At 70.2% G+C, this 14,364-nt stretch carries 11 protein-coding genes; all 11 read right to left on the bottom strand.

The window, feature by feature from the left end; all coding sequences use genetic code 11:
- Nucleotides 1-38: 38 nt before the first annotated feature.
- A complete protein-coding gene (locus N865_RS04130) occupies nucleotides 39-737 on the bottom strand; it encodes an A24 family peptidase (protein ID WP_034801857.1) in 699 nt (232 codons plus the stop codon).
- The gene (locus N865_RS04135; protein ID WP_051510090.1) at nucleotides 734-1,615 is read right to left on the bottom strand and encodes a shikimate dehydrogenase; all 882 of its coding nucleotides are present in this window, start codon (nucleotides 1,613-1,615) and stop codon (nucleotides 734-736) included. Before N865_RS04135 ends, N865_RS04130 begins: the two co-directional genes overlap by 4 nt.
- Nucleotides 1,609-2,868, bottom strand: coding sequence for an endolytic transglycosylase MltG (gene mltG, locus N865_RS04140; protein WP_034801858.1), 1,260 nt, complete (start codon nucleotides 2,866-2,868; stop codon nucleotides 1,609-1,611). The genes N865_RS04135 and mltG overlap by 7 nt, the downstream gene beginning before the upstream one ends.
- Nucleotides 2,865-3,392 (bottom strand): Holliday junction resolvase RuvX, encoded by a 528-nt coding sequence (ruvX, locus tag N865_RS04145; protein WP_051510092.1) that lies wholly within the window; start codon nucleotides 3,390-3,392, stop codon nucleotides 2,865-2,867. Before ruvX ends, mltG begins: the two co-directional genes overlap by 4 nt.
- Complete coding sequence (gene alaS, locus N865_RS04150; protein WP_034801859.1) at nucleotides 3,389-6,061, bottom strand: alanine--tRNA ligase; 2,673 nt, start codon at nucleotides 6,059-6,061, stop codon at nucleotides 3,389-3,391. Before alaS ends, ruvX begins: the two co-directional genes overlap by 4 nt.
- Nucleotides 6,062-6,450: 389 nt before the next feature.
- Nucleotides 6,451-7,608, bottom strand: a complete 1,158-nt coding sequence (locus N865_RS04155; RefSeq protein ID WP_245603653.1) for an ABC transporter ATP-binding protein — start codon at nucleotides 7,606-7,608, stop codon at nucleotides 6,451-6,453.
- Nucleotides 7,605-8,690, bottom strand: coding sequence for an ABC transporter ATP-binding protein (locus N865_RS04160; RefSeq protein ID WP_245603654.1), 1,086 nt, complete (start codon nucleotides 8,688-8,690; stop codon nucleotides 7,605-7,607). The genes N865_RS04155 and N865_RS04160 overlap by 4 nt, the downstream gene beginning before the upstream one ends.
- Nucleotides 8,687-9,673, bottom strand: a complete 987-nt coding sequence (locus N865_RS04165) for an ABC transporter permease (protein ID WP_034801860.1) — start codon at nucleotides 9,671-9,673, stop codon at nucleotides 8,687-8,689. Before N865_RS04165 ends, N865_RS04160 begins: the two co-directional genes overlap by 4 nt.
- A gap of 110 nt (nucleotides 9,674-9,783) precedes the next feature.
- Complete coding sequence (locus N865_RS04170) at nucleotides 9,784-11,541, bottom strand: ABC transporter substrate-binding protein (protein ID WP_034801862.1); 1,758 nt, start codon at nucleotides 11,539-11,541, stop codon at nucleotides 9,784-9,786.
- A 94-nt stretch (nucleotides 11,542-11,635) separates the two neighbouring features.
- Nucleotides 11,636-12,664 carry an ABC transporter permease gene (locus tag N865_RS04175; RefSeq protein WP_157557554.1) on the bottom strand — a complete coding sequence of 343 codons (1,029 nt, stop codon included), beginning with the start codon at nucleotides 12,662-12,664 and terminating at the stop codon, nucleotides 11,636-11,638.
- Nucleotides 12,665-12,949: 285 nt separating this feature from the next.
- The gene (locus N865_RS04180) at nucleotides 12,950-14,350 is read right to left on the bottom strand and encodes a replication-associated recombination protein A (protein ID WP_034801866.1); all 1,401 of its coding nucleotides are present in this window, start codon (nucleotides 14,348-14,350) and stop codon (nucleotides 12,950-12,952) included.
- Between the last annotated feature and the right edge of the window lie 14 nt (nucleotides 14,351-14,364).

Genomic DNA, 14,364 nt, shown 5'->3' on the forward strand with positions numbered 1-14,364 from the left:
CGGCGTCCAGCTGGCGACCTCTCCCGCGAGACGCTCAGTCAGATCGGGGCCAGCTCGATGAAGAGGGCGAGGAGGGCGCCGACGAGCATCCACGGGCCGAAGGCGATGTCGTCCTTGTGGCTCCCCCGCCGGAGCACGATGCGCCCGATCCCGTACACCCCCGACAGGAGGAAGGCCGCGCACGTCGCCACGAGCGGGGCGAGCGGGGAGACGTAGCCCGTCGCGAGCCCGACCAGGCCGGACAGCGTCACGTCTCCGAGCCCGAAGCCGCTGCGCAGCAGCGCGGCGAGGATCGCGAGACCGAGGTAGACCACCCAGAGGACGGCCCCGGCGATGACGGCCCGTCGCAGGGCGGCCCAGTCGCCGGACGCGAGCGAGGCCAGTGCCAGCTGGCCGAGGAGCATCGGGTAGGCGGGATGGGTCAGGCCGCGCGGGAGGCGATGGACGTCGGCGTCCACCCAGGCCAGGGCGATGGCGACGACGGCGAAGCCGAGGTAGGCCGGCGCGAGCGCCCACTCCGACTCGGGTCCGAACCGCCACGCGAGCACTCCCCACAGCGCGGCCAGCGAGAGGGGGACGAGAGCGATCGGCGCCCGTGGTCCCGGCCCGGTCTCGTCATCGAGCCGGTAGCCACGTTCGGCGAGGGGTCGGACGAGGGCGAACCCGACGCCGGCGCCCGCCACGACGGAGACGATGACGTACCACCACGGCGTCCCCGGTCCCTGGATCCAGGTCATCCGGCACGGCCTCCGGCCCGCTCGGCGAGCGCTCTCTCGAGGGCGTCTCTCATGGCCGGGAGGGGTGCCGGCCTGCCCGTCATCAGCTCGACCTGCTCGGTGGCCTGGTGGAGGAGCATGTCGACCCCCCTCGCGATCGTCCAGCCGCGGGCCCGGGCCGCCGCCTGCAGCGGGGTCTCCCCCTGCCCGTAGACGACGTCGAGGACGGTTCGCCGACGCGCCGCACGATCGTGCGCCATCGGGAAGGAGTCGAGGGCCGGCACCGCGCTCGGGGGCACGGTGCTGACGACCACGTCGACCACGTCGACCACGTCGCCGAAGGCCCAGTCGCCCATCCGGGCGACCTCGACGTGCAGCCCCGAGGCGCGCGCCTGGGCCACGGTCTCGGGGCGAGCACGACCCCGGACCATGAACGTCACGGCACGCGTCCCCGACCGGGCGAGCGCGGCCACGGCCGAACGCGCCGTCGCGCCCGAGCCGATGACGAGGGCACTGCTCGTGTCGCGGCACCCCGCCTCGCGCAGCGCCTGCACGATGCCGTGCACGTCGGTGTTGTGTCCGCGCCACCCGTCGGGGTGGCGCACGAGGGTGTTGACGGCGCCGGTCTCCCTCGCGGTGGTGCTCACGGACACCGCCTCGCCGAGAGCGACCTCCTTGAGCGGCATCGTGAGCGACAACCCCCGCCATGACGCATCAAGGCCCCGCAACGCCGCGGCGAAGCCCGCCGCGGCGACCTCGCGCCGCTCGTAGACCCAGTCGTCGAGTCCGAGGGCGGCGTAGGCCGCCCGGTGGAGGACCGGCGAGAGGGAGTGGTCGATCGGCGAGCCCCAGACACCACAGTGGGTGACCCCACCCGGGCCGGGACCCGGGCTCAGCACTTGCCCTTGTTCGCCGCGCACCAGGCCTGGAACTGCGCGACGTTCTTCTGGTGCTCGGCGTAGGTCGCGGCGAACTTCGTCTCACCCGTCGTGGGGTTCACGGTGACGAAGTAGAGCCACGGACCGTCCGCCGGCTGCGCTGCCGCCCGGATGGCGCTCTCGCCGGGGTTGCCGATCGGACCCGGCGGGAGCCCGACGACCTTGTACGTGTTGTACGGGCTCGCGCTCGCTCGGGCCTCGTTCGTCGTCGTGATGCCGTGCTTGCCCTCGGCGTAGTTGACCGTCGAGTCGAACTGGAGCGGCATCTTGGCGGCGAGGCGGTTGTCGACGACCCGGGCGACCTTGGGCCGGTCGGCCTCGAACTTCGCCTCCGCCTCGACGAGGCTGGCGATCGTCATGACCCGCTCCATGTCGTTCTCCGGCACACCGAGCGCCTCGAGGCGCTTCGTCGACTCGGCGACCATCTTCGCGAGCTGGTCCTTCGCGCTCGTCCCGGGGTCGAAGGTGTAGCTCGCCGGGAAGAGGTATCCCTCGACGTTGCCCTTGGCCGCGGCGGGGAGCCCGAGCGCCGCCGGGTCCTTGGCCGCGGCGACGTACTCGGCCACGGGGATCCCGGTCGCGTCGGAGAGCTTGGCGTAGATCTCCTTGGCCCAGAGGCCCTCGGGGATCGTCACCGCCGTGGTGATGCGGTTCTTGGGGTCGATGAGGATCGCGAGGGCGTCGCGCGCCCGCATCTGCTTTCGCAGCTCGTAGACGCCGGGCTGGATGCCGGCGCTCCTCGGCTCGTCGCGGGCCGCCTCGATGAAGGCCTTGCTCGACTTGACCACGTCGTCCGCAGCCAGCAATCGGGCGATGGCGGAGCCGCCGGCGCCCTCCTCGATCCTGACCTGGACCTCACCCGTGCCGGGACCCGGGTAGTCGTTGGGCTCGAGCATGTCGGCCACGACCGGCCAGAGGTAGGTGTAGGCGACGGCGACCCCGCCACCGACGACGATGAGAGCGAGGAGGATGACGGCGATCCGGCGCAGGACCGACGGCCGTCCCTTGACGGCCGCTCCCGCGGGCGCCTTGTCCTTCGTCCTGCCCCGGCGCTTGGCGTTGCGCTTGGCCGCCTCCTCCGCCTCACGCACCTCCCGTCGGGTTCGGGGCACGGCGGCCGGCGCCTCGGCCTCGGCCTCGGCCGGCGGGTACTCCTGCACGTCGAGCTGGTCGTCGTGGTCCCCGAAGATGGACGACTCCAGGTGATCCTTCATCGGCGACGTTCCTTCTTCCGGGGCTTTCGGTGCGGTGACACCGTCTCCCCCGGCGCCCGGCCCGACGTGGCCTCGGCGTCGAGGGCGGACTGCAGGATGATGACGGCCGCAGCCTGGTCCACGACGGCCCGCTGCCCCCGGCCGGGCACGCCGCTGTCGCGTAGTCTGCGGTGCGCGGCGACGGTGGTCAAGCGCTCGTCGACGAGCCGAACCGTGACCGCGGGGATCCGCTGGGCCAGCCGAGCGGCATACGCCCTGGCGCTCCGGGCTGCCTCGCCCTCCTCGCCGGAGAGGTGCCGAGGCAGCCCCACGACCACCTCGATCGCCTCGCGCTCGGCGACGAGGGCGACGATCCGCTCGAGGTCGGACTCGCGCTCGACATCACGCGCCAGCGTCGCCACGGGGTGGGCAAGGACCCCCGAGGGGTCGGAGGCGGCGACGCCGACGCGGGCGTTGCCCACGTCGACGCCGATCCGCGTCCCGAGCCTGGCCTCGCGGGTGGGGCGCTCGCCGTCCGCGGTCATGCGCCCCGGGCTCTGAGGGCCTGCTCGACGGCCCCGAGCGCGTCCGAGACCTTCGACGCGTCGGTGCCGCCGCCCTGGGCGAGGTCGTCCTTGCCGCCCCCGCCCCCGCCGAGGACCTGGGCCGCGACGCGGACGTAGGCACCGGCCTTGATCCCCGCGTGCCTGGCCGCCTCGTTGGTGGCGACGATCACGAAGGGTCGCCCACCGGCCGCCGCCGCCATCGAGACGACAACGGGACGGTCCGCGCCGAGGCGCGTCCGCACGTCGAGCACGAGCGCCCTGAGGTCCTCCGCACGCACGTCCGTGCCGGCGTCGTGGCTGACGAAGGTCACGCCCGCGATGTCGCGCGCCGAGCCGACGAGGCCCGGGGCGGCCCCGAGGACCTGGCCCTGCTTGACCGCCGCGATCTCGCGCTCCGCGTCCTTGAGCTTGGACAGCAGGCTCGCGATCCGGTCGGGCAGCTCGTCCGCGCGCACGTTGAGCGAGCCGGTCAGCTGGCTGACGATCGCGGCCTCGCGAGCGAGGTGGCCGTAGGCGTCGGCGCCGACGAGCGCCTCGACGCGCCGGACCCCCGAGCCGATCGACGCCTCGCCGAGCAGCTTGACGACCCCGATCTGGCCGACACGGGGCGTGTGCGTGCCGACGCAGAGCTCACGCGACCACTCGCCGATCGAGACGACACGAACGCGCTCGCCGTACTTCTCCCCGAAGAGCGCCATCGCGCCCATCTTCCTCGCATCGTCGAGCGCCATGATGTCGGCCGTCACGGGCAGGTCGTCGAGGAGCACGCCGTTGATCCGGGCCTCGATGTCGGCCATCGCCTCGTCCGGGACGGCCTGCATCGCCTTGAAGTCGAAGCGCAGGCGTCCGGGCGAGTTCTCGGAGCCGGCCTGCGTCGCCGTCTCGCCGAGCTCGTCACGCAGCGCCTGGTGGACCATGTGCGTCGCCGTGTGCGCGCGCGAGATCGACCGACGGCGGGCCACGTCGACCTCGGCCTCGGCCGCCTCGCCGGTCGCGACCTCGCCGTCGAGGACCCGGGCGCGATGCACGACCAGACCGGAGATCGGCCGCTGCACGTCGGTCACCTCGATGAGGCCGCCGTTGGAGAGGCGGATGAGGCCGTGGTCGGCCTGCTGGCCGCCGGACTCGGCGTAGAGCGGCGTGCGGTCGAGGACGATCTCGATCTCGTCACCCGCACCGACCCGCTCGACGACCTCGCCACCTCGGATGAGCCCGCGAACCGTCGCGTCGGTGACGGTCTGGTCGTAGCCGGTGAACTCGACCTCGCGCCCGACCGCGTCCGCCACCTGGCGGTACACCTGGGTGTCGCCATGGGCGCTCTTCTTCGCCTTGGCGTCGGCCTTCGCCCGGTCGCGCTGCTCGCCCATGAGACGTCGGAAGCCGGCCTCGTCGACCTGCAGGCCCTGCTCGGCCGCCATCTCGAGGGTGAGGTCGATGGGGAAGCCGTAGGTGTCGTGGAGGGCGAAGGCCTCGTCTCCGCCGAGGGAGGACCGGCCCGCCGACTTCGCCTTCGCGACCGCCGTGTCGAGGATCGTCGTCCCGGCACTCAGGGTGCGACGGAACGCGTCCTCCTCGGCGTACGCGATCTGGCTGATCCGGCCGAACCCGGCCTCGAGCTCGGGGTAGGACGCCTTCATCCGGTCCTTGCTGACCGGCAGGAGCTCCGCGAGCGTCGGCGCGTCGACGCCGAGCAGGCGCATCGAGCGGACCGCGCGGCGGATGAGGCGGCGCAGGACGTACCCGCGGCCCTCGTTGCCCGGCGTGACGCCGTCGCCGATGAGCATGAGCGCGGAGCGCACGTGGTCGGCGACGACGCGGAAGCGCACGTCGTCCTCGTGGTTGGCGCCGTAGCGACGGCCGGAGAGGTCCTCGGCGACCGAGATCACCGGGAAGACCTCGTCGATCTCATAGATGTTGTCGACGCCCTGGAGCAGGTAGGCGACCCGCTCGAGGCCCATGCCGGTGTCGATGTTCTTCTTGGGCAGGCCGCCCGCGATGTCGAAGTCCTCCTTCGAGCGGACCGCGGACAGGTCGTCCTGCATGAAGACGAGGTTCCAGAACTCGAGGTAGCGGTCGCCCGCCTCCCAGTCGCGCTCGGCGCCGAACTCGGGGCCGCGGTCGATGAGGATCTCGGAGCAGGGACCACCCGGGCCGGGCACGCCCATGTTCCAGTAGTTGTCCTTCTTGCCGAGGCGCACGATCCGGTCGTCGGGCAGGCCCGCGACCTTCTTCCAGATCGCGATGGCCTCCTCGTCCTCGTGGTAGACGGAGGCGTAGAGGTCCTTCTCGTCGAAGCCGTAGCCGCCCTCGCTCTGGCTGCGCGTCACGAGCTCCCAGGCGAGCGCGATCGCGCCTTCCTTGAAGTAGTCGCCGAAGGAGAAGTTGCCGTTCATCTGGAAGAACGTCCCGTGGCGGGTCGTCTTGCCGACCTCCTCGATGTCGAGGGTGCGCACGCACTTCTGCACGCTCGTGGCGCGCGTGAACTGCGGCGTCTCCTGGCCGAGGAAGTACGGCTTGAAGGGGACCATGCCGGCGTTGACGAACAGCAGGTTGGGGTCCTCGTGGACGAGCGGAGCGCTCGGCACGACGGTGTGGCCGCGCTCTTCGAAGAACGAGAGCCAGCGGCGCCTGATCTCAGCGGTTTCCATGGTGTGCAGATCCTTGGGTCGAAGTTCGGGTGTCGATGGGGTCGGGGCGGGGCCAGTCGGCGCGCGTCAGGCGGGCGCGGCTGACCCCCGGGGAGCTCGGCTCACCGGGTGCACGACGCCTCTCGTCGGCATCTCGAACACGTGCATGTCGTCCTCCGGATCATCGGCGCGGTCGTTCGCGCCGATGATCCGGCCTAGACCACGGGGCCGTGGGCGACCCAGCGCGCCAGGCACCGACACGGCGGACGGGACCCAGCGGCATACCACCGTCGGAGCCGCCGGCGCCGTCGGCGCCCCCCCGGTTCCCCGGGTGCCCCTGACCGGAGACCGCCGGGTATGCCGCTGGGCCGCCGGATCGTGTCCGGCGGCCCAGCGGGGTGGTGCGTCGATCAGGCCGACTCGACCTCGGCCACGAGGTCGGTCTTGACCTCGGGGAAGTGGCAGGCCTGCAGGTGGAGGCCACCCTCGCGCTTGCCACGGAGCGACTCGTCCGCCTGCGCCGAGAGCAGCGGCGGCTCCTGCTGGGCGCAGATGTCCTGCGCCTTCCAGCAGCGGGTGCGGAAGCGGCAGCCGCTCGGCGGGTCGATCGGGCTCGGCACGTCGCCGACGAGACGGATCCGCTCCTTCGGGGCGATGCCGCGGGCGACGTTGATGTCGGGGGCCGCGGACAGCAGCGCCTGGGTGTACGGGTGCTCGGGCGCCTCGTAGATCTTCTTCTTGTCGCCGTACTCGACGATCTTGCCGAGGTACATGACCGCGACCTGGTCGCAGAAGTGGCGCACGACGCCGAGGTCGTGGGCGACGAAGATGAAGGCGAGGTCGAGCTCGTCGCGCAGCTTGGCGAGCAGGTTCATGACCTGGGCCTGGATCGAGACGTCGAGGGCCGAGACCGGCTCGTCGGCGATGATCAGCTTGGGCTCGACCGCGAGGGCGCGCGCGATGCCGATGCGCTGGCGCTGTCCGCCGGAGAACTCCGACGGGTAGCGGTTGATGTGCTCGGGGTTGAGGCCGACGAGCTCGAGCAGCTCCTGGACGCGGGCCTTCTCCTTGCCCTGGTGCAGGCCGTGGACCTTGAGCGGCGTGCTGAGGATCGTCCCGACCGTGTGCCGCGGGTTGAGCGAGGAGTAGGGGTCCTGGAAGATCATCTGGACGTCACGCCGGATCTCGCGGAGCTCGCTCTCCTTGAGGTGGGTGATGTCGCGACCCTGGAACTCGATCGTGCCCGCGGTCGGGGTGTCGAGACGCGTGATGAGGCGCGAGGTCGTCGACTTGCCACAGCCGGACTCGCCGACGAGGCCGAGCGTCTGGCCCTGGCGGACGGTGAAGCTGATCCCGTCGACGGCCTTGACCGTCGCGCGCACCATCTTCAGGCCCTGGACCTCACGGAACGGGAAGTATCGCTGGAGGTCGGTGACCTTGAGAAGCGGCTGGCCCGTCTCCTGACCCGACTTCCGGCTCGTCTCCGGCGCGGTCTGGGGCACGGCGGCGGCGCCGGTCCGGTCGGTGCCCTCGTCACCGGTCTGCTGGTCGATCTGCTGCTGGGTCATCGGACGCCCTCGTCGTTCTGGAGAGTCGCCACCGGGTCGGCGAGGTGGCAGCGGAGCTGGCGGTTGGCGAGGCCGGGCGTCGGCCGCCACTCGGGCAGCGTGGTCCAGCAGGCCTCGCCGACCTCGTCCTTGAAGGCGCAGCGGGGGTGGAAGGAGCAGCCGGACGGCAGGTTGAGCAGGCTGGGGGGCGCGCCCTTGATCGCCTTGAGCTCCTCGAGGTCCTCGGAGTGCGAGGGGAGCGACTGGAGCAGGCCATAGGTGTAGGGGTGCGACGGCTGGGCCAGCACCTCCTTGGCGTAGCCCTTCTCGACGCCGCGGCCCGCGTACATGACGAGGATGTCGTCGGCGGTCTCGGCGACCACCGCGAGGTCGTGCGTGATGAGGATGACCGCGGAGCCGAACTCCTTCTGGAGGTCGTTGACGAGGTCGAGGATCTGGGCCTGGACCGTCACGTCGAGGGCCGTCGTCGGCTCGTCGGCGATGAGCAGCTTCGGGTTGTTGACGAGGCCGAGCGCGATCATGGCCCGCTGGCGCATGCCGCCCGAGAACTCGTGGGGGTACTGCTGGGCCCGGCGCTGCGGGTTGGGGATGCCGACGAGGTCGAGCATCTCGACCGCGCGCTTCTGGGCGATGCTCCGGCTCACCTTGTGGTGGGCCTGGTACGCCTCGGCGATCTGGGTGCCCACCTTGTGGAACGGGTGGAGCGAGCTCTGCGGGTCCTGGAAGACCATCGCGGCCTTGGTGCTGCGGATCTTCTGGAACGTCGACTGAGGGGCCCCGACGAGCTCGGTGCCGTCGAGCGTGATGCTGCCGGTGATCTGGGTCTTCTTGGGGTTGTGCAGCCCGAGCACGGCCATGCTCGAGACGGACTTGCCGGAGCCGGACTCGCCGACGATGGCGAGCGTCCGGCCGAGGCGGGCCTCGTAGCTGAGGTCGGAGACGGCCTTGACGAGCCCCTCGTCCGTCGGGAAGCGCACGGAGAGGTCGGTCACCCGCAGAACGACGTCACCGGGATTCCTGGCCTCGGCGCCGACCGTGGCGATCGGGTCTGTCGTGGCGATCCGGTCGGTCGTGGCGGTCACGAGAGCCTCACTCGGGGGTCGATGTACGAGTACGCGATGTCGACGACGAGGTTCATCACCACGACCGCGGTGGCTGCGATGAGGACCGTGCCCATGATGACGGGCAGGTCGTCGTTGCGCAGCGCGTCGATGGCCTGCTTGCCGATGCCGTCGACGTTGAAGATCTTCTCCGTGATGAGGGTACCGGCGAGCAGGGCGGCGATGTCGAGGCCGAGGATCGTGACGATCGGGCTCATGGCCGCGCGCAGGCCGTGGCGGACGAGGACGGTCCGCTCCGAGATGCCCTTGGACCGCGCGGTACGGATGTAGTCCATCGAGAGCGTGTCGATCATCGAGTTGCGCGTGTAGCGCGTGTACGACGTCGACGTCACGAGGCCGAGGATGATCGCGGGCGCTATGAGCCCGCCGAGGTAGGGCAACAGCCCCTTGTCCATCGACTGGAACTGCGGCAGGACGCCCCAGAGCGTGACGAGGTAGAGCGAGAAGAGCAGGGCGACGATGTAGTACGGGATCGAGCCGAAGACCTGCGAGAAGCCGATGAGGCTGCGGTCGACGCTCGTCCCGCGGCGGGTGGCCGCGAGGATGCCGATCGAGACGCCCACCGTGACGAAGATGATCACGGCCATGAACGTCAGCACGAGGGTGTTGGGGAACCGCGTGAAGATCATCTCCCCGACCGGACGACCGGTGTGGAAGGAGAAACCGAGGCAGGGCGCACTGCAGTGGACGGTGTCACCGGCGTACTGGAAGTCGCGCCCGACGAACAGCCCGCTGAAGTACTCGGTGAACTGCTGGAACAGCGGCTTGTCCAGGCCGAGGCTGGTGCGGATGCTGGCCAGACGCTCGGGGGTGCACTTGAGCTCCGGGCACATCGCCTGAGCGGGGTCGGCCGGCCCGGCGAAGAAGAGCAGGAACGTCGAGACGAGCGTGGCCATGATGACGCTGAGCGCCAGGGCCACCCGCCTGAGGATGTACGTGAGCACGGTTACCTTCCAAAGAGGGCGCCGACGGTGGGGGCCCGGGTTCTCCGGACCCCCACCGGGGCACATCGGGTCAGGTCACGTCCCGTGGTGGACGGGACGAGCCGACCGTCTTACTGGTTGATCCAGATCTGGGTGATCTCGGGCATGCCCTTGTTCGGGTTGTTGTGGACGTTCATGACCTTCGTGCCGAAGACCGAGTTGCCCTTGTCGTTGTAGTCCGGGATGGCCAGGAGGTAGTTCTCCGTCAGCCACTTGTCCATCTTGCCCCACTCCGGACCCTGGTCCGTGATCGAGAGCTGCTGGATGCGCTTGATCTCGGCGTCGATCTTGGCGTCGGAGAAGTTACCGAACGTCGTACCACCCTGCGAGAGGGCGATGGAACCGATGGTCGGCGGGATGATCGAGTCGGCCGACGGCCAGTCGAAGCACCAGCCGCGCGGCGACTGGAGCATGTTGTACTTGCCGTTGGGCTTGCCGACGATCTTGCGACGCTCCTTTCCGGGGACACCGATGTCGGTGACCTTGAAGCCGGCGTCCTGGAGCTTCTGCTTGCGGACCTGGTTGACCTTCTGGGCGATGTCGTCGTCGTTCGTGTAGTAGTACGTCAGCTCGAACGGCTTGTCGGGGCCGTAGCCGGCGTCGGCCAGCATCTTCTTGGCGGCCGCGGCGTCGCCGTCGCCCTTGCCGTTCATGCCGTCGACGACGTAGTCCAGGTGACCCGGGATCTGCGGCGGGATGATCGTGCTGGCGGGGCTGTACGAGTGCGAGGTCTCGCCGCCGGCCTTGTGGATCGAGTCGAACGGCCACGCCTTGGCGATCGCCTTGCGCACCGGCATGGGGATCTTGGTCGCGTCCATGTTGACCATGATCACGCAGGAGGACGGGCCCTCCTCGAACTGGGCCTTCTTCTCGCCCTCGATCTGCGGGACGAGCGAGGAGTCGATCGAGTCCCAGTTGAGGGTCGTCGCGTCGTCGCCGTTGCTCGCGAGGATGGCCGTCTGCGTCTTGAGGACGTCCTGGCCGAACTTGAAGTGGAAGGCGTCCGGGTAGTCGTTGCGAGCCGGGTCGGTCGCCGGGTCCCAGTTGGGGTTGCGCTTGAGGGTGAGCTCGGTGCCCGGGGTGTACTTGTCGAACATGTACGGGCCGGTGGCGAGCGGGTGGAGCTGGTAGTCGGCCTTCTTGTCCTTCGCCTCGGGGATCGGCGTGAACTGGTTGAAGGAGACGAAGTAGGGCAGCGTCTCGAAGCGCTTCTCGAGGTGGAAGACGACGGTCTTGTCGTCCTTGGCCTCGACGCCGTTCCAGTTCTTGTCACCCTTGTAGGGACCCTGGTAGTCGGCGCCGCCCTTGAAGAACTCGCGCTGGTAGGTCGGACCGTTGGCAGCGAGGTCGGGGTCGAAGGAGCGCTTCGCCGCGAAGACGATGTCCTGGGCCTTGACCGGGGTGCCGTCCTCGTACTTGATGCCGTCCTTGAGCGTGAACGTCCACGTCAGGCCGTCCTCGGAGGACTTGCCGAGGTCGGTGGCGAGGTCCGGGACGAGGACCATCTTGCCGTTCCGCATCGTGAACGTCGTGAGGGCGCGGTGCGTCAGCGAGAAGATGACGGCCGTGTCCTGGTAGAACTGGTCGCTCGGGTCGAAGTTGGCCGGGACGGTGGAGTACGACACCGTGAGGGTGCCGCCCTTCTTCGCTCCGGGGACCTCGGGGGCGGGGCCCTTGGCGTTCGGGTCGAGCGCCGCTGCGGCGCCCTCCACCTTGTCGTTGCCGCCGCTCGCGCCATTGTTGCCGGTGTTGGCAGCAGGCGCGCCGCAGGCTGCGACAAAGCCGAGGGAAGCCGCGGCTCCCACGGTCAGGACTTTGGTCCAGCGCATTGTGTTGCTCCCTTTTGTGCTTGTCCCGGCGCTTTGCCGGGGACATCTTGGAAAGACCGCGGGCCCGTCGGCCCAGCGGCATGGACTGAGCGGGTCAGCGACGGCTCGTGGGGTCGAACGCGTCGCGGATCGAGTCGCCGAGGAGGCTCAGGGCGAGAACGAGAGCCGACAGTGCGATGACCGACGGCCACAGCCAGAGCGGGTAGATCGCGAACGAGTTCTGGGCGTCGGAGATCGTGCGTCCCCACGAGGCGGTGGGCTCGACGAGGCCGGCGCCGAGGTAGCTGAGGGTCGCCTCGAAGGTGATGTAGGCGGGGACGGCGATCGACGCGGAGACGATGATCGGGCCGACGAGGTTGGGCAGGACCTCCTTGAAGAGGACCTGGTGGGTCGGCACGCCGATGGCCCGCGCGGCCTGGACGAACTCGCGCTCACGCAGGCTCTTGACCTCGCCGCGCACGAGACGGGCCAGCCCCATCCAGCCGAAGGCCACGAGGACGGCGATGATCACCCAGAAGCGGATGGTCGAGAGCTCTTCGGCGGTCAGGTCGTTGCCGCCGGCGATGCGCAGCTGGACGATCGGGACGATCGCGAGCACGAGGAGGAGGAGCGGAAGGCTGAGGAAGAAGTCGACGACCCAGGAGATGACGCGGTCGACGGCGCCACCGACGTAGCCGCCGAGGAGACCCAGCGTCACGCCGATGATCGTCGAGGCCGCCGCGGCGACGAAGCCGATGATGAGCGACGGACGGGCACCGTAGGCCCAGCGCGCGAAGAGGTCGCGGCCGAGACGGGGCTCGACGCCCAGCCAGTGGTGCGGGCTCATCCCGACGAGCGGGTTGCCGTCGATGTCGACAAGGTCGGTGTTGGTCCGGTCGGGGCTGGCCGGGAGTCCGGTGGTCGGGTCGGTGCCCTGGAGCGCGGTCAGCAGAGGCGCGAAGATCGCGACGAGGATGAAGAAGAGGATGATCACGGCGCAGACGATCGCGACCTTGTCCTTCTTGAGCCGGTCCCAGGCGACCTGCCCAGGTGAGCGACCGGTGCGAACGTCCTTGTGCTCCGGCGCCACGACGGCCGGCGGCGGGGTGGCCTCGGCCTCGATCTCGAAAGCCGCACCCGGCATTGCGTTCAAGGGGTTCTCCATCCTTGTGGGATCACAACTCGATCGACCGACGTCCATCGATCGGGCCCGGGGCTCATGGCCACAGGACGGAAGCCCCCGTGACCTGTTGCCGGGCCGTGGTCACCCTGCCACACGGACTGCCCATCTCCAACCTCGGCTACGGGCGGATGACGAATCGTTACGAATCCGTACGGACGGCGCAACAATGCGCGCCCGACGGCAACGCGGCCGAAACATCCGCTGCCAAGGGCAGCGCGAGCAACAACGGGGCGTCGCGGGTGCTGCTCAGGCGTCGTCGGTGGAGCGACGCCCCAACCGCCCCTTGAGCCACTCCAGACGCGCCCGCAACCGCTCCTCGAAACCCCGGTCCGTGGGCCGGTAGTAGCTCACTCCGTCCGCGAGGTCGTCGGGGAGGTACTGCTGGCGCGCCACCCCCTCCGGCTCGTCATGGGCGTAGACGTAGCCCATCCCGTGCCCGAGGCGGTCGGCTCCGGCATACCCGCTTCCGCGCAGGTGAACCGGGACCGCTCCCCCTCGGCCCGCCCGCACGTCCGCGATCGCCTCGTTGACGCCGAGGTAGGCGGCGTTCGACTTCGGTGCCATCGCGTTGTGGACGACGGCCTGGGCGAGGATGATCCGCGCCTCGGGCATTCCGATCTGGGCGACGGCGTGCATGGCCGCGACCGCGGTCTGCAGGGCCGTCGGGTCTGCCATGCCGACGTCCTCGCTGGCGGAGATCACGATCCGCCGGGCGATGAAGCGTGGGTCCTCCCCCGCCTCGAGCATTCGCGCGAGGTAGTGCAGGGCGGCGTCGACATCACTGCCCCGCATCGACTTGATCAGCGCGCTCGCCACGTCGTAGTGCTGGTCGCCCGTCCGGTCGTAGCGGACCGCTGCGTGGGCGACAGCCTGCTCGACGTGCGCGAGGGTGATCTCGACCGGGTCGTCGGTATGCCGTCCGGCGGGCTGGGCGTCGAGGGCCACGCCCGCAGCGGCCTCCAGCGAGGTGAGCGCCCTGCGGGCGTCGCCGCCGGAGATGCGCACGAGGTGGTCGAGCGCATCGGCCGTGAGGGTGTGCGCGCCGTCGAAGCCCCGCTCGTCCGCCAGGGCAGCCGTGACCAGGTCGGCCACGTCGGCGTCGGAGAGCGACTCGAGCGTCACGAGCACGGAGCGGGACAGGAGCGGCGCGATGACGCTGAAGGAGGGGTTCTCGGTCGTGGCTGCGACGAGGATGACGGTCCGGTTCTCCACGCCGGGCAGGAGGGCATCCTGCTGGGCCTTGGTGAACCGGTGGATCTCGTCGAGGAAGAGCACCGTCGCGCGCCCGTAGAGGTCGCGCTCGCGGATCGCCGCCTCCATCACCGATCGCACGTCCTTGACCCCGGCCGTGACGGCCGAGAGCTCGACGAACCGGCGGTCTGCCGCCGTCGCGACAAGGTGGGCGAGCGTCGTCTTGCCCGTCCCGGGCGGCCCCCAGATGATCGCCGACAGGGGCCCGGCAGCACCGCCGGAGCCCTCGATGAGGCGGCGGAGCGGGCTGCCCGGCCGCAGCACGGAGGCCTGTCCGCGGACCTCGTCGAGCGAGCGCGGGCGCATCCGCACGGCGAGCGGTGCCGCGCCCGCCGAGGCGGGCCGGTCGTGCCGCTCGGCCTCTCCCGCGGCACCGAACAGGTCATCTGAGGTCACTGTGGAAGGCTATC

Source organism: Intrasporangium oryzae NRRL B-24470 (assembly GCF_000576595.1).
In the GTDB taxonomy this organism is placed as follows: domain Bacteria; phylum Actinomycetota; class Actinomycetes; order Actinomycetales; family Dermatophilaceae; genus Intrasporangium_C; species Intrasporangium_C oryzae.

What these genes read in the sequence shown, in the direction of transcription:
- mltG (WP_034801858.1), bottom strand. Translation starts at nt 2,868, where the DNA reads ATGAAGGATCACCTGGAGTCGTCCATCTTCGGGGACCACGACGACCAG.
- N865_RS04170 (WP_034801862.1), bottom strand. Translation starts at nt 11,541, where the DNA reads ATGCGCTGGACCAAAGTCCTGACCGTGGGAGCCGCGGCTTCCCTCGGC.
- N865_RS04175 (WP_157557554.1), bottom strand. Translation starts at nt 12,664, where the DNA reads ATGCCGGGTGCGGCTTTCGAGATCGAGGCCGAGGCCACCCCGCCGCCG.
- ruvX (WP_051510092.1), bottom strand. Translation starts at nt 3,392, where the DNA reads ATGACCGCGGACGGCGAGCGCCCCACCCGCGAGGCCAGGCTCGGGACG.
- N865_RS04155 (WP_245603653.1), bottom strand. Translation starts at nt 7,608, where the DNA reads ATGACCCAGCAGCAGATCGACCAGCAGACCGGTGACGAGGGCACCGAC.
- alaS (WP_034801859.1), bottom strand. Translation starts at nt 6,061, where the DNA reads ATGGAAACCGCTGAGATCAGGCGCCGCTGGCTCTCGTTCTTCGAAGAG.
- N865_RS04130 (WP_034801857.1), bottom strand. Translation starts at nt 737, where the DNA reads ATGACCTGGATCCAGGGACCGGGGACGCCGTGGTGGTACGTCATCGTC.